Source organism: Spiroplasma ixodetis (genome assembly GCF_059729505.1).
Map to the genome: position 1 here is coordinate 452687 of NZ_AP038353.1, position 21412 is coordinate 474098.

Here is a 21412-nt window from a genome sequence, read left to right on the forward strand (position 1 = left end):
AATTTTTATCTTGCAATAGGATATTCTAAAAATAAATTATTAAGAGCGTATGGTGGATGCCTTGGAATTGGAAGACGATGAAGGACGCGATTACCTGCGATAAGCTTCGGGGAGCTGGAAATAAGCTTTGATCCGAAGATGTCCGAATGGGGAAACCCACTATCTTTAATCAGATAGTACTGTACAATAAATTCATAGTTGTACAGAGTGATACCTAGAGAATTGAAACATCTTAGTACCTAGAGGAAAAGAAAGCGAATGCGATTCCCTTAGTAGCGGCGAGCGAAAAGGGAACAGCCTAAACCAGTCGTCAGACTGGGGTTATAGGACTGTCTATTAGGTTCGACCTATGAAGAGTTACAAAATTTATATATAGCAGAAGTTGTTGGGAAGCAACGCCATAGATGGTGAAAGCCCAGTATGCGAAATGTATAAATCTCTTGATAGTATCCTGAGTACGGCGAGGCACGTGAAACCTTGTCGGAATTTGCGCAAACCACTGCGTAAGGCTAAATACTAACCAATTACCGATAGTGAACCAGTACCGTGAGGGAAAGGTGAAAAGTACCCCTAGAGGGGAGTGAAATAGTTTCTGAAACCATATGCTTACAACAAGTCGGAGCCCGTTAATGGGTGACGGCGTGCCTTTTGTAGAATGAGCCGGCGAGTTACGATTACATGCAAGGTTAAGTTGAAAAGACGGAGCCGAAGTGAAAGCGAGCCTGAATAGGGCGTTTAGTATGTGGTCGTAGACCCGAAACCAGGTGATCTAGCCATGAGCAGGTTGAAGTTAATGTAATAGTTAATGGAGGACCGAACCAACGTTCGTTGAAAAGACCGTGGATGACTTGTGGCTAGCGGTGAAATTCCAATCGAACCTGGAGATAGCTGGTTCTCCCCGATATAGTTTTAGGACTAGCGTCAGAATTAGTGCAATGGAGGTAAAGCTCTGAATGTATGATGGCCCCACCTCGGGGTACTGAATGCAATTAAACTTCGAATGCCATTGTTACATATCTGGCAGTCAGTCTATGGGTGATAAGGTCCATAGACGTGAGGGAAACAGCCCAGATCATCAGCTAAGGTCCCCAAATCAATGCTAAGTGGAAAACGATGTGGAATTGTTCAGACAGCTAGGAGGTTGGCTTAGAAGCAGCCATCCTTTAAAGAGTGCGTAACAGCTCACTAGTCGAATGATTCTGCGCGGAAAATGTACCGGGGCTAAGCATTGTACCGAAGCTATGGGTCTATATATATGTTTACATATATTGTGGGCGGTAGGGGAGCGTTCTAATCTGCGACGAAGTTAGACCGGAAGGACTAGTGGAGCGTTTAGAAGTGAGAATGCCGGTGTGAGTAACGATTGAAGGTGAGAATCCTTCATGCCGATTGACCAAGGTTTCCTGGGCTAGGTTCGTCCACCCAGGGTTAGTCAGGACCTAAGGCGAGGCCGAAAGGCGTAGTCGATGGATAACAGGTTGATATTCCTGTACCACCATGGTGACTGATGGAATGACGGAGAAGGCTAAAATGTCCCAGTGGTTGGTAGTGCTGGGCTAAGTACAAAGAGGGTTGTGTAGGCAAATCCGCACAGCGTTAACCTTGAAGTACGATGGGGAGTGAACGGTTCGCTTAGTAACGAAGCATTTGATGCCATACTTCCAAGAAAAGTTTCTAAAGACATCACCATGGTGCCTGTACCGAGAACGGACACACGTGGTCAAGGAGAATATCCTAAGGCAAGCGAGATAACTATAGCTAAGGAACTCTGCAAAATAACCCCGTAAGTTAGCGAGAAGGGGAACTCATAGCAATATGAGTCGCAGTGAAGAGGTCCGGGCGACTGTTTAGCAAAAACACAGCTCTCTGCTAAGTCGTAAGACGATGTATAGGGGGTGACGCCTGCCCAGTGCTGGAAGGTTAAAGAGATTTGTTAGCGTAAGCGAAGTTTTGAACTGAAGCCCCAGTGAACGGCGGCCGTAACTATAACGGTCCTAAGGTAGCGAAATTCCTTGTCAGGTAAGTTCTGACCCGCACGAAAGGCGTAACGATCCGGATGCTGTCTCGGCTATAGACTCGGTGAAATCTTAGTACCTGTGAAGATGCAGGTTACCCGCGATTAGACGGAAAGACCCCGTGGAGCTTTACTACAACTTGATATTGAATTTTGGTGTAGTTTGTACAGCATAGGTGGGAGACGTTGATATGCAGACGCTAGTAGGCATGGAGTCACCATTGGGATACCACCCTTGCTATATTGAAATTCTAACTTGAGACCATAATCTGGTCTAAGGACAGTGTCTGGTGGGTAGTTTGACTGGGGCGGTCGCCTCCTAAAAAGTAACGGAGGCGCCCAAAGGTACCCTCAATATGAATGGAAATCATATGTAGAGCGCAAAGGTAAAAGGGTGCTTGACTGCGAGACATACAAGTCGAGCAGGAACGAAAGTTGGGCTTAGTGATCCGGCGGTGCTGTGTGGAAAGGCCGTCGCTCAACGGATAAAAGTTACCCCGGGGATAACAGGCTAATCTCTCCCAATAGTTCATATAGACGGGGAGGTTTGGCACCTCGATGTCGGCTCATCGCATCCTGGAGGTGTAGTCGCTTCCAAGGGTTGGGCTGTTCGCCCATTAAAGCGGTACGCGAGCTGGGTTCAGAACGTCGTGAGACAGTTTGGTCCCTATCTGTCGTGGGCGCAAGAAATTTGAGGAAAGCTGTTCCTAGTACGAGAGGACCGGAATGGACCTACCTCTGGTGCACCAGTTGTCACGCCAGTGGCACAGCTGGGTAGCTATGTAGGGCATGAATAAGCGCTGAAAGCATCTAAGCGCGAAGTCAGTTCCAAGATGAGATTTCTCATTCGAAAGAAGTAAGATCCCTTGAATACTACAAGGTTGATAGGTCAGGTGTGTAAGCATAGTGATATGTTCAGCTTACTGATACTAATAGATCGAGGATTTATTGAAGAATATATTCTCTATTGCAAATCAAAAGTAATCAAATTTAAAGATGTCTGTTTCTAGTTTTTAGGCAGCAATTGCTAAACTATTTGGTGTCCATGGCGGAGTGGTCACACCTGTTCCCATCTCGAACACAGCAGTTAAGCACTCCAGCGGCGAAAATACCAGCAATGGGAAAATAGCACGATGCCAAATTTTTTTGTTTGTGTTAGTATTTAATTTAAAATTTAAATTTTTTTTATGTTAAGATTGAGAGTATTAAAATGTAAAAAAAGATTTTAAGAAAAAAGGAGAAAAAATGGATAATATTGAAAAGAAATTAGATAAAAAAATTATATATTGTAGCTAAAATTAGATTCATAACAAATATTATAAATATTATTTGAAGTGTAATTATTACAATTATTTTAGCAACAGCAAGTAGTGTCATTTTAAAAGTTTTACAAAATATGATCACACTTCATTAACATCAGGAGTTAGTACAATATTTATTGTTGGATTGATTTTTGGACTTTTAATTGCTATTGGATTTTCAATTGCAATAATTATTATGTGCAATAATGTTTTAAAAGGAAATGCTAATAGTGGTTTAGCTGTTGGAATTGTAACTTTGGTTTTAGCAGGTTAGGTTTTTCTTTAATAACTATGTTTTCATCAAATTTTAATTTTATTAGTGGTATTAATATTATTTTTTTAGGACTTAATATTGCTTCAGGTGTATTATTAATTATTGGTAAATATCTTCCGGTTACTAATAAACCGGAAGAAGTAGTTTCTATGGTAAATGAATAATTAAAAATATTTAATAAATTTTATAAATAAGGCTTTAGAAATTAAAAGCCTTATTTTATTTTTTATAATTTAAAACCATAAGGATAAGTAATGATTGGAAAATTTGGTTTATCATCATCATGCTTTTTTTATATTGTATGTTATTAATTCATAAATAAAAGTATTGTAAACCAATACTAATAATTAACAGAAAGATAATAGCAGTAACTAATATTCCTACACCATATTTTTGGTAGTTGAAAAAAAAGTAAGGATAACAAGTATTAATATTTTCTCCTTTTTTAACACGTAGTATACACCACGAACCATTACCATTACTACATAAAAACAAGGAGAAAATAAAATAAAGCACATATAAAGTTTATGATAATTTTTTAGTGAATAAAAATCACGTCCACATGATAAAGCAAAATTTAAAATCATAACAATTGGCATAATTAGATTTAGAATTATTGTTTTAAATCATAAATAAATATCAGTTCCATATTTACTTCTTTCTTGGCTATTACTAATGATACCTATTCAAAATACTAACATTGTAATTGTAATATAAATAGTAATGCTTAATAAAATATAAAAAATTGGTTTTTAATTTTCTTTAAATTTACTTTCAAATAAAAAAGCAAATAAATAAATGAGTACTAAATAATTAGTTTGAGTTGTAAAATAAAAATAATAAATTGCCAATCTTTCAGTTGGTTTATCAACATTAGGAACAATGAAAGCATTGGGATAATTAATAGTAATTATTAAATCAAAAATTAAGAATAAATAAATAATAAGTAGACCAAATAAACGTCAAATAAATTTAATAATATTTCTTTTTTTTAATGGGTATTCACTACTATTTTTTCAATTCATATTTTTTCTCCTATTTATATTAGAATTAAATTTAATTAAATTTTTGATAGGAAATTTAATTTTTTATTATGATTTAATATGCTACTTATTTAGTATATCAATTTTTTTCTTATCACTATTAATATTTACTAACTGATTATTTAAAAAACTTAATAAGTTAAAAAAAATTAACTTATTAATTATTTAATCTTGATTTTTTGGTAATAAAGTTTATTATTAATGTTAAGGATATAATTTTTATCCTTATAATTTTAATGAATATATAAGTAATTATATAAGTATTAAAATTATATATGTTGATTTAACAAAAAGTTTAATAATTGATTATATATCCTTATTTTTATTTTATTAAAACTAAGATTTTAAGTATTTAATTAAATATGCTTAATTTAATATTATAATTATAAACACAAATAATAGGTAAAAAAGGAGTAATCATAATGACAAATTTCTTATCTTTTAGTTTTAAAACAATAAGTTTGGCTTTGGCATTATCTCTTACTAGTAGTTTAATGATAGTTACTAATCATCAATCTAATATTAGTACTGTTAATGACAGTAACAAACTTTCTGGGTTTCATATTACTGTTAAGGAAAATAATAAAAATTTAATTAGTGAAGCCAATACTTGAAATTCAATTAATAATAAGTATGAAGATTTTATTAGATTGCATAAAGAAGTAATAACAGAACAATTTAATGATTGATCAGACCTTATTAATAAGGTTAATAATAATTCAAATGATGATATTAGTAAAGAAGTTAATAAGAAATTTAAGGAACAAATCGAAAACAAAACTAATAATATCTTACCAGATAATGGTATTAAATATTTTACTGATAAAGTTATTGGTCGTAGTGTTGCTAAACAAAGTTTTAATGATATTGCTAGTTTTGGTTATGTTTATGTTGGTTACCATGATAATAGTTTACCAACACAGATTAACAATAGTATTTTTGCAACGGTAAATCCTAGGGCAGATTTTAATAATTATTTTAGTATTCCTTATATGATTAAACCAAGCGATGATTTTTTAAATAGTCATAAAAGCGTTCAAGATCGGTTAGCAATTTTACTACTTAATAATGGTAATCCCAATGATACTAATCAACCAATGTTAGCTATTTTAGCAAAAAATAAAAATGATAAGAATAAAAAATTATTAATAAATGATAAAAATGATGAAGTTTTTGATAATGGTTCAATTAGTTATGCAATATTAAATCATAAACCAGACGATCATTTAAAATCAACTAGTTTTAATGTTAGTGTTAAAGATAGTGGCTATAGTAAAACTATTAAGTTAACAAATAATAGTTCAAATATTCAATTTACTACTATTAGTGATGAAAAAGTTAAAGAAAATCCTGTAATTACACCTCAATATTTAGTTCAAAATAATTCACAAGATAATAAAAATACATTAATAGTTATGAATAAAGCTATTGAGAAAGCTAAAGTAAATATTAGTGATTCACAACAACATTGACTAAAATGAAAAGTTGATTCACAAACTTTACAAAAAGCAAAAAATGATTCAGGAACACCTATTAAAGATGGTGATAATTTAACTCTTAATCAAGGAAGTAATTTTCAAGTTTATTGTATAGGTTTAGATACATCTGACTTACAACGTCAAGCTGCTTCTGAACAATATATTACTGTTTATAGAAGCAATATAAAAATACCTAATTTTCCAAATTGTACTGATTTTTTTGAAAAAAATAATAATTTATTAGCAGGTTTTCAACAATATTTAACTAGTGCTACTAATAATAGTATTAAAATTGAAGATTTAAAAAATATTGCTGCTGGTGAGTTTTTATCATGATTTATTCAATATCAAGGTGATATTACTAAACAAAATTATGTTAATTATTTACAAAGTAATAATTCAGATCGTCCCTGAGATGTTAATATACCATTAACAACTAAAATGTTAGTTAATAATTGAAATATTATTATCATTTGTGGCTTCATTATTAGTTTTTTAACTATAATTCCAATAGTTGTTGTTATTATTCGTAAAAAGAAATATTTAAAATAAAGTTTATTATTTTTAAGTAGTACTTGTTAAAATACAATATATTATATAAAGATATAAAATTATAAGTGTAAAAAACGTTATTACTTTTTTTTCTTTTTAGTGAGTTACAATGAAAATGGTAGTTATAAATGTTTAAAAAATATTTAGGTAATGCCGATTTTAATTTTATATTTGACTTTAAGTCCTTGTATGCTATATATGCTATACAAGAATTTTTTATATAATTTTAAAATAAAATATGGCTTTTATCCCTTTATGTACTATTTTTAAATTTTATCACATAAATGAAGATAAAAGCCTATTTAGGAAATTATCCCCACATGTATCTAAATCAAACACAAAATTATAGTTTCAAAACTAGGTATCTTATTGAATTTATATGCAGCTTCTTTTGCATATAAATTAATATTGTGTTTTGAAACTTTTATGTGTGTTCGGAAAGTTCGTCGGATATGTTTTCATGCAGATTCAATCTGGTTTGTGTTTACACCTGTTGATGACACATACCCAACTTCATGATTTACGATTTCATGTTTGTGATAGAAGTTTTTGAAACTTCCATATCCCTTCCAAGAATCCATAAATAGACAACACCCAGTAGAAATGTGTTTCAATGCAAATCATAAAACGTTTTTCTCATCTGCTTTTTTCAATACTTTCACAATTAGTTTGTTGCTGGTTTTCTCATAAACTCCAACAATCAAGGTTTTAAAAAACAAGGATCTTCCTTGTTTTTTAAAACCTACATGTGAAAGATACATTTCATCTATCTGTGCTGTGCCATCATCAATGAACCCTGCATCTTGATTCCAAATTCTAGTTCTGATTTCATGACACCATTTTTCAAGTTGTTTTATATGTCACACCCAATTCCCTTGCAAAATCTATTGATGGTATACCATGCTTTGTGTTTATTCATCTAAAGATGAGATAAAACCAAGATGTCAAAGGTGTTTGTGACTTGTGAAAAATGGTGTCATGAAGAATACTAAATGTTTGATGACATTTCAAACATCTTATTCTTCTTAAATCAGAAACATTCAAACTAGAAGAAGCACACCTGATACATTTCATTACTTTCAACTTCGCTATATATTTCAAACAATCGTTTTCATTTTGAAATACGCTATTGAATTCATTTTAATTCATTTTTTCCTCCACACTAGTACATGTGGGGATAATTTCCTAAAATATATTAAGAAAAAGGAGGAAAAAATAACAAAATAATATTTAAAAAAATAATACAATTTCAAATTTTACTTTTCACAAATATATATTCTTCCCTACAATTATTTTACATTAAAAATTTGTATCTCTTAAAGCTACTATTGGTTTATTATTTTTCTTATAAAGAATATTATTATAAAGAGTAAAAAGTAACATCAAAATTATGTATAAGATTAAAATTGCAAAGATATAAATAAAGAAAGTAGTTAAACTTTTATGAAAATCTAAAAATGGATATGGAAATGAATAATCAATTTCTGTCGTTCCTTTTCTTAAAAAACCAACAAAATTTCCTTTAGCAAGTGCATAACCTAAATATGCAAACATGTAAATAGAAATAATTGGTATTCAAAGATATGTTTGTTTTCCGAGTTTTCAGTAGTATTTACCAGCAGAAAACATAAAATATAAAATCACTATCACTGGTACTATTAAATGTAATAAAAATGTATTTATAAAATTTAATATGCTAATACTATTATTACTATCTAAATTATTTATCATTGGTTTAAATAATACAACAAAAAATACTATAAGAGTTACGGTAATATAAACACTAATTGCTAATGAAAATCGCCCAAAAACAAATTGTGCGCGATTGTCATGAAAACGATTTGTTAATACAAAACAAAAGAAAAGAAAAACTAAAAAATTTGATTGAATAGTAAAGGTAGAAATCATTGTTCAAATACCAACTCATGGGCCATCTGGAGTTCATAAATTATGAGGATTAGGTGTTCCAACTGTTATTGGTTTATAATCAATTAAAACTATTGCAAATTGCATTATTAGACCTATAACAGCAATAATTATTCCAGATCAAAGTAAAAAATCAGAAAAATTACTTTTAAATCCTATATTTTTTCTTATTCCCATATGGATCAACTCACAATTCTATATTTTTTCTATTTTAATTACATTATACATGATATTATAATAAGTATGTAAGATATTAGAAAATTATTAATAGCAACTAAATGAAATAATAAGGTGATGTTATGTATCAATTATATTTAGATACAACAAATAACAAATTAACAGTGGTGATTTTGCAAGGTAATAAAATTTTAGCAAGTTCATCATTTATTGCTTGACAAAAACAAACAGAATTGGCAATTCCAACTATTACTAATTTACTTGTAAAATGTAAAATAAAATTAAAAGATATCTCAAAAGTAGTTATTGCAAATGGTCCTGGCAGTTATACTGGAATTAGAGTAGCAATTACTTTTGTCAAAACACTTAAAGTTTTGAATATTTTTTTAACGGTTTTTACTATTAATAGTTTATTATTACAGGCAGGATTAATAAAATCAATAAGTGTTTTGTCAGCATACAATAATAAAAGTTATTTGGCCGTATGTGATAATGGAAAAATAATTATTCAGCCGCAATTAGTAGATGAAAATGCTAAAATTGGTATTATTAGTGATTTACTAGATTATAAAATAATTGAAAATTTAGAAAAGTGTAATATTGTGGAAAATTTTCAAAAGTTGTCACCATATTTTATCGAAGTAAAAAACATGGAAGATTTGCAACCATATTATATTAATGATCCATTTTCATCACATAATTAAAAAATAATAATATTTAAATATTTTACATTAGTTTAAAAAGGAGTTTTTACATGCTTATCAATGATAATTTTTGATCTAGAGTATCAAAGGAAGAAAATAATTTCACAAAAAAAGAAAAAGTTATTATTAACTATATTAATAAGAATAGTCAAAAAATTGATAAAGTTACTATTAGTTCTTTGTCTAAAGAAAATACTGTTGGTTATAGTGTTGTTTATAATTTAATTAAGAAGTTGGGATTTAAAGGTTATCGTGAATTTATCATTAGTTTAGCTGCGCAAGAAACTACTTTCAAAGCTTTAAATCGTGAGTTTTTTGGTGATCGTAGTGTTTTAAAAGAACATTATAAAAAACTGATGGATTTAAATGATTCAACGATTAATTATGAGGAATTACAAAGATTTATTAATTGAATAGATGATAATCGTAAAGCTTGTATTTATTTAGCAGGCATTGGTCATTCTGGTTTAGGTGCGGAGGATTTATCAAATAAATTATATCGGTTTGGTTTACGATCAATCTATTTAAATAAAGATGATGATAGTATTTTAATGCATGCTTCTTTAATTATTCCAGAAGATGTAATAATTCTTTTTTCATTATCAGGTAAAACCGCTACTATTGTTGAAGCAGCTAAACTTGCTAAAAAGAATAATGCTAAAATTGCAGTTGTTACATCACAAGATAAAACTGAATTAGTGACTTATGCTGATTGAACATTTAATATTGTTTCTTCAGGACTTTATGAAGCACAAGAAATATTTATTTCTCCATTATTTGCTATTACTTATTTTAATGATTTAGTAACAACATATTTATTAAAATCAAAGCATAAAGGTTGATATTTAGAAAATAGAATTAAAACTAATAAAGTAATTAAAAAATTTAATTAATTTTTTAAATAAAAAAATTGTTTTTTAAAAATAATAATTTAATATTATGTCATGAATATTTATTAAGTAAGGAGATGAAGTATGTTGTCTAAACAAGATGATATTTTGACATTAGAACACTTTTTTCTTTAATCTGATTTTAAAACACAAGCAGAAGCTTTTCAAGAAATAGCAACTTCTGCTAAAAAATTAGGTTTTTTGAAAAAAAATATTAGTGAAAAATCACTAGTTAATAGTTTTCTACAAAGAGAAGGAGAAGGAACTACTTGTTTTGGTGATGGTGTTGCTGTGCCGCATGCTCGTAATGAAGATATTGTTAAATCAGGAATTTTTATTATTCGTTTTAAACCCCCAATTCCTTGGAAAGCGCTAGATGAAAAACCCGTTAAAGCAATAATTGCTTTAATTGTGCCGCTAAAAAGTGCTGGTAATAAACACTTGGAAATTTTATCAAAAGTGGCACAAAGATTAACAAAACCGTAATTTCAATCAATATTATTTAATTCAAAAGATAAAAAAGTAATTATTCAATCACTAAATATTAATAATAAACCTAATGTTGAAACTAGTGGTAAAACTATTAGTGAAAATATGAAAGGTTCTTCGAAAAAAACTAAAAATATTATAGCAATTACTGCTTGTCCAGTTGGGGTAGCACATACTTATATTGCACAAGATAAATTAGAAATTGCTGCAAAAAATTTAGGCTATAATATTAAAGTTGAAACTCATGGTAGTATTGATATTAAAGGTGCTTTTACAGCAACTGATATTGCCAATGCTGATTTAGTTATTATTGCAGTATCGGCCGGTGTTGCAGATTTAAAATTAGAACGTTTTAATAATAAACCATTATATAAAGTAGAAATTAGCAAAGTTATTAAAAATCCTGAAAGCATCATTAAAAATCCTGAAAGTATTGTTAATGATGCTTTTGCTAACGCAAAACCTTATTAAATAAACAAGTAAGAATCGGGACAAAAAGTGGAAAAAGTAAATAAATCAAATGATTTATTTACTACTGATAAACAAGGAATTATGAAACATATTATGGCTGGTGTTGGCTATATGGTTCCATTTGTTGTTTTTGGTGGAATTATGTTAGCATTATCAATTGGTATTGCTAAAGCATTTTATGGTGCTGATTTTGATATTTCCAAGTTACCACACAATCATTTTCTTTATTTTATGAATCAAGATGGAAGTATTGCTTTTACATTAATGATTCCAATTTTAGCTGGTTTTATCGCTAATTTAATTGCAGGACGTGCCGCCTTGGTTCCGGCAATGGTGTAAGTGCATATGTTGCTAATACAGAAGGATTAGTTTATCCAATTGCTGGTTTAGAGCCAAAGGTTTCTGCTGGATTTTTAGGAGCATTATTAATTGGTCCAAGTGTTGGATATTTAGTAAGATGAATTATTACTTGAAAAGTACCAAAGACTATTGCTCCAATTATGCCGATTTTCTTTATTCCTATTGTAGTAACATGCCACGTGAAGCAATGGCAGCAATTGGAATGTTGCTAGGATCCATGATTGGATTTGATATGGGTGGTCCAATTAACAAAGTTGCTTTTTTAGCAGCTTCACAACGATAACTGCTGATCCTAGTTCACAATTATTTATGGGAGCAGTAGCTGCAGCTATTCCTGTTGCACCACTTGGAATGGGTTTAACAACTTTGATTTTTCGTAAATTCTTTAATGAAAGTGAACGTACATTAGGTTTAACAGCAATGTTAATGGGGTGTATTGGTATTTCTGGTCGTGCGATTCCTTTTGCAGTAAGAGATTCAAAACGTGCTATTATTAGTAATATTATTGGTAGCGCTGTTGCTGGTATTATTGCTGGTGCTTTTTTATTAACTTATGCTGTGCGGGTCATGGCGGTCCTGTTGTTGCTATCTTAGGCGCAGTTAGTTAAGTTAATTATGTGCTTTGGGTAAGTATTCTTTTATTCTTTTTAGCCATTATTGTTGGAATTATTGTTACTTGTTTAGTATATGGTGGATTATTAATTATTCAATCACGTAATATTAAGGTTTTTAAATTAATGAATGAAATAATCACGAAAATATTTAATAGTAAAAAATCTAAATCTAAAAATAGTAAAAATAAAGTTTAATTGAACAAATAATCAAAGTTTAGGAGAGTGAATATGAATAATAGCACATCACAAATAATTTTTTTAAAACCTGCTTTTATTCACAAATTATGAGGTAGTCAAAAATTAGCACACAAATTTAATTTTGATTTACCTAAAAATACACCAATTGGTGAAGCATGATTAGTTAGTGCTCATCCCAATGGAATGAGTTATGTTTTAAATGGCGAGTATAAGGGATTAAGTTTAGCAGAATTGTTTAAACAGCAACCCAGTTTATTTGCTAATCTTGATAGTTCAGGTAATGTGATTAATAAAGAATATCCGTTGTTAACAAAAATTTTAGACGCAAATGATAGTTTAAGCGTTCAAATTCACCCTGATGATAAATTCGCAGAAAAAAATCATCAATGTTTAGGAAAAACTGAATGTTGGTATATATTAGAATGTTTACCCAAAGGTAAAGTTATTTTGGGTCATAATGCTAAAACCAAAGATCAGTTTAATCAATGATTGGTAAAAGAACAATGACATAAACTATTAAAATATATTACAATTAAAAAAGATCAATTTATTTATGTTCCTTCTCTAAAAATTCATGGCTTATTGGCACATACTATGGTTTTTGAACTACAACAATCATCAGATATTACATATCGTTTATATGATTATGGTCGTAAAGATGAACTTGGTAATTTACGAAATTTGCATTTGAAAGAAGCATCAACTATTGTTTTAACTCCTGATTTAAATAGTAGTGAAGCTAATGGTCATGATAATTATTTAGTTGATAATAAGTTTTTTAAGTTAATTAAATTAATTAACGAGGGAATTAAGCATTATAGTTATCCTAATACTAGATGATTGCAAATCTCAGTATTAGATGGTAATGGTATAATTGATGATACTAGTATTAAAAAAGGTGACTCATTTATTTTACCAAATGGTTATACTGATTTTTGTTTAAGTGGAAACATGTTATTGATGGTTGCATATTGCTAATAAATTGTTTTATATATAAATAATTATTATAGTTTTTTTAATGCTTGTTCCAAATCATTTCATAAATCTTCAACATATTCAATACCAATTGAAAGACGAACAAGACCTTCTGAAATATTTGCATCTGCTAATTCTTGTGCATTATAAGTAGAATGCGTCATTGAAGCAGGATGTTCAATCAATGACTCAACTCCACCTAAAGAAACTGCCAAAATTATTAATTTTAAATTATTTAATAGTTTGATTCCTCCATCATATCCACATTTTAATTCGAAACTAATCATTGCTCCCGGTAATTTCATTTGTTGTTCATAAAGTACTTGTTCTGTTGCTGAATTAGTTAGTCCAGGATAAAATACTTTTTTTAATCTTAGGATGTTCTTTTAATCTTGCTGCAATTATTCTTGCATTTTTGCAAGTTCTTCATAATCGTAATTCTAAATTTGATAGTCCTCTTAAAACAAGAAAGGCATCATGAGGTGATAATACTGCTCCTGTTAAATCTTTTAATCCTTCAAAACGAATTTCCTTTATTTTTTTTAGATTTTTGTCATAATTATCTCTTTATAGATATAAATTTATTTTATTTTTATTTTATTTCCATTTAATTTCTATTTTAAAACTACTTTTTATATAAAATAAAGGTAGCAAGTTTTATTAAAGTATATAAATATCTTAGATTAATGTTAACAATCTTGTTTTAAAAAAGTAGTTATAATCTAATATTCAATTTTTATATGAAAATACTATAATATCTTTTTGTTATTTTATAGTAAATGTTTTTTTAATAAAAAAGTGGATGGGTTACACTTTATTGGACACTAATTACGTAGACAATTGAACAAATTAGTTAAAAGAAAGGAATTATAATTATGGCCAATATTAACTCATATTCAGATGAATTTAAAAAACAAATAGTAGCTTTATATCAAAGTGGTAAGTCAGTGTCTTGTCTTGCTAAAGAGTACAATGTTACAAGAGCAGCTACTTATAATTGAATTAAGCAATTTACTAATTCAGGCAGTTTTAAAACCAAAGATAACCGTTCTATTGAAGAAAATGAATTAATAAATAATTAAAACAATTAAGAATGGAAAATGATATTTTAAAGCAAGCAGCACTAATAATAGGCAGAAAATAGAAATTATTACTAAAAATAAAGTTAAATATAAAATTCGTACAATGTGTCATTTTTTAAAAATCTCTAAATCAACATATTATTTTAATTTCAAGAAAAAAAAAGATAAAATTCAAAATAATATGTATGATGAAACTGTTATTAGTGCTTTTAAAGAAAATAAAGAAGCTTATGGAACAAGAAGATTAAAAGTTGTTCTAAAAGAAAAGAAAATTAATTTATCAAGACGAAAAATTAAAAAAATTATGAATAAACATAATTTAATATCAAAATACACTAAATTATCATACAAAAATTATCATAATAAAGTCAATGATAGTCAAATTACTAATCTTGTTAATAGAGACTTTAATAATAGGCTTAAAAATGAAGTTATTGTTAGTGATTTAACTTATTTTCAAGTTAATGGTAAATGAAACTATATTTGCTTATTAATCGACCTGCACAATCGCGAAATTATTGAACATAGTGTAGGTACTAAAAAAGATGCATCATTAGTATATCAAGCATTTATGTGCTCAAATCGTTGTTTAAAAAATATTCAAATATTTCATAGCGATCGCGGTAATGAATTTAATAATAAAACTATTGATAAACTTTTATTAGCCTTCAATATTACCCGCTCTTTAAGCAAAAAAGGTTGTCCTTATGATAACGCTGTTGCTGAAGCAACTTTCAAAACTTTCAAAACAGAGTTTATTAATGATAAAAATTTTACATCATTAATCCAATTAAAATTAGAATTATTTGATTATATCAATTGATACAACAACATAAGAATCCACAGCACTCTAAACTACTTAACCCCCATAAAACACCAAGCACAAATGTCTACCAAAAAACAGTCCTAAAAAAGGTTGCCATTCCATTAAATCAATATCAACAATACTGTCATTTGTACTTTGATAATCACTAACACTAACATTAATTAATCTTGCTCTTTCATCTGTAAATACTTCTTGTAAATCTGTATTATTATATGTACTTCCCAAAGGTAACAATAAAGTATTAATAATCTCACTTTCTCCGGCAATAATCGTAGGAATAGCAAAATAATTACTAAAATTATTATTAATACCCATAGCAACACCACTACTAATCAAACAACCACCAATTCCCATATTCGCTATCTTTCTTATATTTTGAAACCTATTAGGTATTAATTCAGTTAAACCACTAATAACATTCGCTATACCAAAGCTATTTAAAGATATATAAGTATCTAAATCTATAAAAAACACATCAATTATCGGTTTAATAGTTGTAAATGGTGAATACGTTGGTTTTGGGTTTTCAGTAGTGCAAGGTAGCTAAAAACAAGGTTCATTTCTTAATAAAGCAACTGACTTATCTACATATTGAACAAACTTTGCATAATTAATTAAACCAATTGTTCCTAAACCTAAAAATATCTTTTTATAACTATTAATCACTTTATTTCTAATAGTAGGTCTTTGATTAATATTTCATATATAAATTCCTAACTTTTTACTAAATAACAAAGAATTAATAGAACCTAATACTGGGTCTTTTAAATATTGACCATAATATGCACTTACACCAACCATAGGACTTAAAGGACTTAATCCAGTTCTTAATATTTTAGTCAAAGTATAATTACTAGTTTGCTCTAATTACAAATGCATAAATAAAACTCCTTACTTTATATACTATAAGGAGCTTGTATATGAATTATAATCTAATCCATTGGGGCTTAATGAAAAATATATAATCCATATATAAGCTCCTTATTTAATTTTTAATTTATACATTATTATTTTCATTCAGTAATATCTAAAATAGTACCGGATAAATCTAATTTTAAATCATAATAATTACCAACTTTAAAACTAAGTTTATGTAAATATTGTGTAAAATCATTAACTACTAACGGGTTATATCATTTATTCCTTACTTTACCGGTAGGTATATTAGTTTGTTTATTAATTTCTAAAAAAGTTAAAACATCAAATTTCAAATTTTGACCATGATTATTTTTATCCGGTATCATTCTATTTTTATCAATATTAACCAATTGAACTTTAAACATAAAAATTGCCAACTTCTTTCTATATAAAATATAAATTGAATTGGCAAACAATTATAAATAATTAAATTAAAAATACATAACTATAAAATTAATTTAATAAATAAAAAGTTTTTAATATTAATATTTAACTATCCCGTGCAAGGAATTGTTACCAATTCAAATAAGTTAAATACTATTTAAAAACTAATCTAAAACATATTTACTTATAAATATATAATAACATAATTCATCAAAATATCAATAAATATACAAACAAAAAGTAAGCATTATCATTCCTTGCACGGACAACAATAATACTTACTACAATTAAAGTATAACAAAAACACAAAAAAATACAAATATTACAAAAAAATAATAAAAATATAATTAATGTAAAATTCTTTTTTTTAAAAATATTTTTTCAATTTTCCTTTTATTAAAAACTTTATAAAGAAAATCTAAAACATCATTTTTATTAAATTTATTTTTTAATCAATACCTAAATCGTAAACTTTCTAAACTTACATAATAATTAAAATCTTTAAAATAATCACTATTAGCAACATAGTCATAACTTCCACCAATTAAATTAGTAACACCTTGTTCATTTGGCTTTGTTTTAAATAAATAAAATTCTTTTGCTTTTTTACATGCTTGTACTAATTCTAGTAAACTTAAAGTCTTAGTACCACGAACTACAAGCGGATTTCTACAATTACGACTAAAAGAATATGCTTGAATACCAACATCTTTTTGATTTAATGATTTAATATTTTCTTGTACTTTTGTTACATATTTACTTAAATATTTAACAACAAATTCATTTGTTCCTTTATGTACAACTTTTAAATCAATACCTTTATTATTACCGGCATGTGTTCATCATGTAGTAATCATACTATATGGTATTTTACGATTAAATAATATGTGAAAATGAACTGCACCACGTTTTTGATATTCATAAACATAAAAATATTTTAATTCACCTAAATGTTTAGAACGTTTAGGGTTATTTCATCAACGTTTTAAACTTTTAAAAAATAATTGTAAATAATGTTTTGCTTTTTTAATATCAGTTTCATTTTTATGATAAGTTAAAGTTAAAAAACTTAAAATCCTTGCATTATAAAAATTATGTAATGCTTTTTGAACTAATTTACATTTAGTAAGAACATTATTATTTCTTAATTTAGTATTATTACCAATATTCTTTATACCTAACTTATTTCTTTCATTTTTTAACATATCAATAGGTAAAACAACATTCTTAACATAAAAAGCATAAAAATTTTTTTAACATAAAAATTATATGAAATATTCATTTATAAAACATCCCGTGCAATAATTTTTAATAAAATTGAATGATTTATAAATCAATATAAATCTTTATATATCTTATCATAAAATAATAAAAAAAGTATCAAAGTTTACACTTGCGGTGAAAAAGGATACTTAACTAAAGTAATTTTATCATTTTTTTAGAAAAAAAATACATTTTATGGTTCACTTTATAAAATGTTACTATATAATTTGATTACAGACCAGTAACATTTTTAAATTGGTTTGAAGATAACGTAGTTATAATAATATCTATAATAGACATTATAATTATAATTCTTAAAACATTAGGAGGAAATCTTTTATGGCAAAAAGTAATTCTAAAACAAAGACAGAAATTATTAAGATAGTGGCGCAAAAGTCTGACGTCACAATTGCCTTAGCGACTAATATTATTGATTTATTTTTTGAAGAGATAAAAGTTGAAGTTGCAAATGGTGGTAAAATTAATATACCAAAATTTGGAATATTTGAAACTATTATTCGTGAAGCAAGAACAGGTCGTAATCCCCAAACTGGTGAATCTATTGTAATTAGTGCTACTAAAGCACCTAAATTTAAAGCTAGTTCTGAATTTAAAAAACATACTAATCAACAAACAGAAACTTTAGCTTCTTAAATTAAAAATTTTAAAAAATCAAGATAAAATGGATATATAATTTCTAATTTATATCCATTTTATTCTATTTTTTTATATGTCAGTGCTTTTTTTTGAACTTTTAAAAATTTTAATTTTTCTCAAAAAAATAAGAAAAAGGCATTATGTTGTGAAAAATAAATAATAACAAAACTAATAGCATTAAGATAAAAAGCATTTTCTAAGTATTCAAGTTGATGTTTTTTAAAATTATTTCATGGTAATGTTAAAGAGTTAGTACTTTTTGCTTCAAAACACAAATATTTACCATGATAAACTCCATGATAATCAACATTACTTTTTTCTTTAAAAATTTTATTGTTTTGATATAAAATTGGTGAATTTTGTTTAAAAATTAGTGCTTGTTTTTCATTATTTATAATTTCAATAGTATAATTAATTATAGTTTCAAGAAACATTCCGTGGTTAGCATAAAACATTATTTTAATTCCCCCTTACATATAGAATATTACTAACTTTGGAATAGTTTTTCTTTTAATTAAAGGAGTTATAAATATGAATATTTGTAAAAAAGATATTATAGATAAAGAATTTACTGTTGATTATAAAGGTTATGATTCTAAAGAAGTAGATTTATTTCTTGATTTAGTAGCTACTAATTATGAAATACTAGAAGAATTTGTAAATAAACTAAAAAAGCAAAATGCAATTTTAGAAAATAATAATTACAAGTTACTTAAAGAAATTGATATTTTAAAAACACAAATTTTAGTTTTAAAACAAGAAAAACAAAAATTAGAAGAAAAAGGTGTAGAAAATGTTGATATTATTACGAGATTAAGCAAATTAGAAAGTATTGTACATGAAGAATAAATATGTTATAATTTTCTTCTAAAAGAATAAAAAATGAGCTAATCGCTGCATTAGTATGTAGAGGAAAGTCCACGCTCGCACTTTCTGTGATGAAAGTAATGTTTGTGTTAGAGAAAACGATAACTCTAAGCAGTAATTCTGACGGCTGACAAAAACCTAAGTTTTTTATTAAATAAGGTTCTAGTCTATAAAAGTGTCATAGAGACGAGTTTTAAGGAAACTTAAAAGTTGGAACGAGATAAACCCCACAAGCGAGAAACCCAAATTTAGGTAGGGGCATTGGTTTATTAGAAATGAATAATAAACCGAACTATTGTTTACAATAGTAGATAAATGGTTAGCACTTGCAAGAAGCAAGAACAGAACGTGGCTTATGATTTTTTTCTTCTTTTTTTCAATTTGAAATATTAGATTGAAGGTTTAAAAATGACTGAACTTTTAGTTTTATTAGATAAATTTAATTTTAGAATTAGTTGTTGTGAAAGTATTACTGGTGGACTTTTTGCTCAAGAGATTACTAGTATTGCTGGTGCTTCTAAATATTTTAGTGGTGGTTTTATAACGTATACTAATGAATCAAAAATCAATATTGTTAAAATTAAAAAAACAACCATTGAAAAATATGGTGTAATAAGTAAACAATGTGCTATAGAAATGGCTTTAAATACACAAAAAATTTTAAAAACAAATATTGCTGTTAGTTTTACTGGAAATGCAGGACCTAATGCTCTAGAAAATAAACCGGTTGGTTTAGTATATGTAGGTATTGTTATCAATGATAATGTTTGATGTGAAGTGTTAAATATTTCAGGTAATAGAAACGAAATTAGATCAACTATAGTAGCAAAAGCAGTAGTTATTTTAAAAAAAAATTTATTAAGTTTTTAAAATTTAAAAAGTAATTATCTTACATAGTTATTAATATTTTGTAGGGTGATTTTATGGAAATAAATATTAAAGAAAAAGAGCAATTATTAGAAAAGACCATTAAGCAAATTGAAAAAGAATTTGGCAAAGGTGCTATTATGTTACTAAGTGATAGTGGTATTGGTGATATTGAAGTTATTAGTTTAGGAATTATATTATTAGATGATATTTTAGGTGTTAAAGGTTTTCCAAAAGGTCGTATTATTGAAGCTTATGGACCAGAATCTGCAGGTAAAACTACATTAGCATTAATGTCTTTAGCAGAAGTTCAAAAACAAAATGGTAGAATAGCATTTATAGATGCTGAACATGCATTAGATCGTCAATATAGTCAAAAATTAGGTGTTGATATTAGTCGTTTATTAATTACACAACCAGATTCAGGAGAACAAGCATTAGAAATACTAGATATTCTTGTTAAATCAAAGGCTTTAGATATGATTGTTGTTGATTCAGTAGCTGCATTAGTTCCACAAATTGAACTTGATGGTGATATGAATGTTCAAACAATTGGTGCTCAAGCGCGATTAATGTCTAAGGCATTACGAAAAATTAGTGGAAGTATCGCAAAAACTAATTGTATTGTTTTATTTATTAATCAAATTCGAGAAAAAGTTGGTATTATATATGGTAATCCTGAAATAACACCCGGAGGAAAAGCATTACGCTTTTATAGTACAATTAGACTAAAAGTACGTAAAGGTGAACAATTAATCAAAAGTAATAAAATAATTGGTCATAAAATAAAAATAAAAGTTGTAAAAAATAAAGTAGCACCACCATTTAAAACAGCAATTCTTGATTTTTGTTTTGAAGAATGATTTTCAAAAATTAGTGAAATCATTACAATTACTGTTGAGAAAGAAGTTATTAATAAATCTGGTGGCTGATACACTTATGAAGATGTAAAATTAGGACAAGGAAAAATAAAAGCAAAAGAAAGTTTAGAAGCAAATACTTTTCTTTTAGAACAAATTAAGAAACGAATCATGTTTTAAAAATTAATATTTAAAACATGATAAAATTAATGTAGGATTATT

The 21412-nt window shown here is 27.6% G+C and carries 26 protein-coding genes, 2 rRNA genes, 1 other RNA gene and 2 pseudogenes; 19 read left to right on the top strand and 12 right to left on the bottom strand.

All coding sequences use genetic code 4. The features are described 5' to 3' along the window. Positions 1-29 precede the first annotated feature (29 nt). The 4 genes from AC6I4F_RS03050 to AC6I4F_RS03065 all read left to right on the top strand — a co-directional run bounded on the left by AC6I4F_RS03050 (position 30) and on the right by AC6I4F_RS03065 (position 3753). Positions 30-2967: ribosomal RNA gene (locus tag AC6I4F_RS03050) — 23S ribosomal RNA — on the top strand. A gap of 82 nt (positions 2968-3049) precedes the next feature. Further along, positions 3050-3156: ribosomal RNA gene (rrf, locus tag AC6I4F_RS03055) — 5S ribosomal RNA — on the top strand. 304 nt (positions 3157-3460) lie between these two features. Next, positions 3461-3589: a hypothetical protein gene (locus AC6I4F_RS03060; RefSeq protein ID WP_497874328.1), complete on the top strand. Its 129-nt coding sequence runs from the start codon at positions 3461-3463 to the stop codon at positions 3587-3589. A 17-nt stretch (positions 3590-3606) separates the two neighbouring features. Further along, the gene (locus tag AC6I4F_RS03065) at positions 3607-3753 is read left to right on the top strand and encodes a hypothetical protein (protein WP_497874329.1); all 147 of its coding nucleotides are present in this window, start codon (positions 3607-3609) and stop codon (positions 3751-3753) included. Between the two features lie 588 nt (positions 3754-4341). Here AC6I4F_RS03065 and AC6I4F_RS03070 read toward each other — a convergent pair. Beyond that, positions 4342-4614: a hypothetical protein gene (locus tag AC6I4F_RS03070; protein ID WP_497874330.1), complete on the bottom strand. Its 273-nt coding sequence runs from the start codon at positions 4612-4614 to the stop codon at positions 4342-4344. A 440-nt stretch (positions 4615-5054) separates the two neighbouring features. Here AC6I4F_RS03070 and AC6I4F_RS03075 point away from each other — a divergent pair, with 440 nt between their 5' ends. Then, complete coding sequence (locus tag AC6I4F_RS03075) at positions 5055-6662, top strand: hypothetical protein (protein WP_497874331.1); 1608 nt, start codon at positions 5055-5057, stop codon at positions 6660-6662. A gap of 326 nt (positions 6663-6988) precedes the next feature. On the opposite strand, the gene AC6I4F_RS03080 is transcribed toward AC6I4F_RS03075, so the two are convergent. From AC6I4F_RS03080 to AC6I4F_RS03090, 3 genes are all read right to left on the bottom strand, one after another. Beyond that, complete coding sequence (locus AC6I4F_RS03080) at positions 6989-7528, bottom strand: IS1595 family transposase (protein ID WP_497874332.1); 540 nt, start codon at positions 7526-7528, stop codon at positions 6989-6991. Continuing rightward, the gene (locus AC6I4F_RS03085; RefSeq protein WP_497874333.1) at positions 7479-7763 is read right to left on the bottom strand and encodes a transposase; all 285 of its coding nucleotides are present in this window, start codon (positions 7761-7763) and stop codon (positions 7479-7481) included. The genes AC6I4F_RS03080 and AC6I4F_RS03085 overlap by 50 nt, the downstream gene beginning before the upstream one ends. Before the next feature lie 198 nt (positions 7764-7961). Next, the gene (locus AC6I4F_RS03090; RefSeq protein ID WP_497874334.1) at positions 7962-8675 is read right to left on the bottom strand and encodes a hypothetical protein; all 714 of its coding nucleotides are present in this window, start codon (positions 8673-8675) and stop codon (positions 7962-7964) included. 212 nt (positions 8676-8887) lie between these two features. On the opposite strand from AC6I4F_RS03090, the gene tsaB reads away from it, so the two are divergent. The 5 genes and pseudogenes from tsaB (at position 8888) to AC6I4F_RS03115 (ending at position 11658) form a co-directional block, all read left to right on the top strand. Then, positions 8888-9469, top strand: a complete 582-nt coding sequence (gene tsaB, locus AC6I4F_RS03095) for a tRNA (adenosine(37)-N6)-threonylcarbamoyltransferase complex dimerization subunit type 1 TsaB (RefSeq protein WP_497874335.1) — start codon at positions 8888-8890, stop codon at positions 9467-9469. A gap of 50 nt (positions 9470-9519) precedes the next feature. Continuing rightward, positions 9520-10362 carry a MurR/RpiR family transcriptional regulator gene (locus AC6I4F_RS03100; RefSeq protein ID WP_497874336.1) on the top strand — a complete coding sequence of 281 codons (843 nt, stop codon included), beginning with the start codon at positions 9520-9522 and terminating at the stop codon, positions 10360-10362. A 147-nt stretch (positions 10363-10509) separates the two neighbouring features. Beyond that, positions 10510-10845 (top strand): annotated as a pseudogene (locus AC6I4F_RS03105) (PTS sugar transporter subunit IIA); the annotation flags it as partial. A gap of 108 nt (positions 10846-10953) precedes the next feature. Beyond that, positions 10954-11319 carry a PTS fructose transporter subunit IIB gene (locus AC6I4F_RS03110; protein ID WP_497874337.1) on the top strand — a complete coding sequence of 122 codons (366 nt, stop codon included), beginning with the start codon at positions 10954-10956 and terminating at the stop codon, positions 11317-11319. Between the two features lie 27 nt (positions 11320-11346). Continuing rightward, positions 11347-11658, top strand: a complete 312-nt coding sequence (locus AC6I4F_RS03115; RefSeq protein WP_497874338.1) for a hypothetical protein — start codon at positions 11347-11349, stop codon at positions 11656-11658. Between the two features lie 180 nt (positions 11659-11838). Here the strand turns inward: AC6I4F_RS03115 and AC6I4F_RS03120 are convergent, their stop codons facing one another. Then, on the bottom strand, positions 11839-11982 hold the full coding sequence (locus AC6I4F_RS03120; protein ID WP_497874339.1) for a hypothetical protein: 144 nt from the start codon (positions 11980-11982) through the stop codon (positions 11839-11841). Between the two features lie 6 nt (positions 11983-11988). Between AC6I4F_RS03120 and AC6I4F_RS03125 the strand changes: the two genes are divergently transcribed. Genes AC6I4F_RS03125 through AC6I4F_RS03135 form a run of 3 tightly spaced genes read left to right on the top strand, consistent with a single transcriptional unit; the run spans position 11989 to position 13469 of the window. Then, the gene (locus AC6I4F_RS03125) at positions 11989-12273 is read left to right on the top strand and encodes a hypothetical protein (RefSeq protein ID WP_497874340.1); all 285 of its coding nucleotides are present in this window, start codon (positions 11989-11991) and stop codon (positions 12271-12273) included. A gap of 23 nt (positions 12274-12296) precedes the next feature. Next, positions 12297-12488, top strand: coding sequence for a hypothetical protein (locus tag AC6I4F_RS03130; RefSeq protein ID WP_497874341.1), 192 nt, complete (start codon positions 12297-12299; stop codon positions 12486-12488). Positions 12489-12521: 33 nt separating this feature from the next. Then, positions 12522-13469, top strand: a complete 948-nt coding sequence (locus tag AC6I4F_RS03135) for a type I phosphomannose isomerase catalytic subunit (protein WP_497874342.1) — start codon at positions 12522-12524, stop codon at positions 13467-13469. Between the two features lie 26 nt (positions 13470-13495). Here AC6I4F_RS03135 and AC6I4F_RS03140 read toward each other — a convergent pair whose 3' ends face one another. Both AC6I4F_RS03140 and AC6I4F_RS03145 read right to left on the bottom strand, forming a co-directional pair. Further along, positions 13496-13846, bottom strand: a complete 351-nt coding sequence (locus AC6I4F_RS03140) for a PLP-dependent transferase (protein WP_497874650.1) — start codon at positions 13844-13846, stop codon at positions 13496-13498. Beyond that, positions 13806-14003: a PLP-dependent transferase gene (locus AC6I4F_RS03145; RefSeq protein ID WP_497874651.1), complete on the bottom strand. Its 198-nt coding sequence runs from the start codon at positions 14001-14003 to the stop codon at positions 13806-13808. Before AC6I4F_RS03145 ends, AC6I4F_RS03140 begins: the two co-directional genes overlap by 41 nt. A 338-nt stretch (positions 14004-14341) precedes the next feature. Between AC6I4F_RS03145 and AC6I4F_RS03150 the strand changes: the two are divergent. Then, positions 14342-15458: pseudogene (locus tag AC6I4F_RS03150) on the top strand (IS3 family transposase). Here the strand turns inward: AC6I4F_RS03150 and AC6I4F_RS03155 are convergent. The 4 genes from AC6I4F_RS03155 to AC6I4F_RS03170 form a co-directional block, all read right to left on the bottom strand. Continuing rightward, positions 15408-15848, bottom strand: coding sequence for a hypothetical protein (locus AC6I4F_RS03155; protein WP_497874343.1), 441 nt, complete (start codon positions 15846-15848; stop codon positions 15408-15410). The pseudogene AC6I4F_RS03150 and the gene AC6I4F_RS03155 overlap by 51 nt on opposite strands. A gap of 69 nt (positions 15849-15917) precedes the next feature. After that, complete coding sequence (locus tag AC6I4F_RS03160; RefSeq protein ID WP_497874344.1) at positions 15918-16217, bottom strand: hypothetical protein; 300 nt, start codon at positions 16215-16217, stop codon at positions 15918-15920. A gap of 164 nt (positions 16218-16381) precedes the next feature. Further along, positions 16382-16657 carry a hypothetical protein gene (locus AC6I4F_RS03165; protein ID WP_497874345.1) on the bottom strand — a complete coding sequence of 92 codons (276 nt, stop codon included), beginning with the start codon at positions 16655-16657 and terminating at the stop codon, positions 16382-16384. Positions 16658-17023: 366 nt separating this feature from the next. Further along, positions 17024-17881, bottom strand: coding sequence for a rolling circle replication-associated protein (locus AC6I4F_RS03170; RefSeq protein ID WP_497874346.1), 858 nt, complete (start codon positions 17879-17881; stop codon positions 17024-17026). Positions 17882-18278: 397 nt separating this feature from the next. On the opposite strand from AC6I4F_RS03170, the gene AC6I4F_RS03175 reads away from it, so the two are divergent. Then, positions 18279-18593 (top strand): HU family DNA-binding protein, encoded by a 315-nt coding sequence (locus AC6I4F_RS03175; RefSeq protein ID WP_353306633.1) that lies wholly within the window; start codon positions 18279-18281, stop codon positions 18591-18593. Between the two features lie 59 nt (positions 18594-18652). Here AC6I4F_RS03175 and AC6I4F_RS03180 read toward each other — a convergent pair whose 3' ends face one another. Next, positions 18653-19051 (bottom strand): Holliday junction resolvase RecU, encoded by a 399-nt coding sequence (locus AC6I4F_RS03180; RefSeq protein WP_497874347.1) that lies wholly within the window; start codon positions 19049-19051, stop codon positions 18653-18655. 76 nt (positions 19052-19127) lie between these two features. On the opposite strand from AC6I4F_RS03180, the gene AC6I4F_RS03185 reads away from it, so the two are divergent. The 4 genes from AC6I4F_RS03185 (at position 19128) to recA (ending at position 21370) form a co-directional block, all read left to right on the top strand. After that, positions 19128-19445 carry a DivIVA domain-containing protein gene (locus AC6I4F_RS03185; protein WP_281749393.1) on the top strand — a complete coding sequence of 106 codons (318 nt, stop codon included), beginning with the start codon at positions 19128-19130 and terminating at the stop codon, positions 19443-19445. Positions 19446-19474: 29 nt separating this feature from the next. Next, positions 19475-19824: RNase P RNA component class B (gene rnpB / locus AC6I4F_RS03190), an RNA gene on the top strand. A gap of 47 nt (positions 19825-19871) precedes the next feature. After that, positions 19872-20333: a CinA family protein gene (locus AC6I4F_RS03195; protein ID WP_497874348.1), complete on the top strand. Its 462-nt coding sequence runs from the start codon at positions 19872-19874 to the stop codon at positions 20331-20333. Positions 20334-20386: 53 nt separating this feature from the next. Further along, positions 20387-21370 (top strand): recombinase RecA, encoded by a 984-nt coding sequence (recA, locus tag AC6I4F_RS03200; protein WP_497874349.1) that lies wholly within the window; start codon positions 20387-20389, stop codon positions 21368-21370. The last annotated feature ends 42 nt before the right edge of the window (positions 21371-21412 follow it).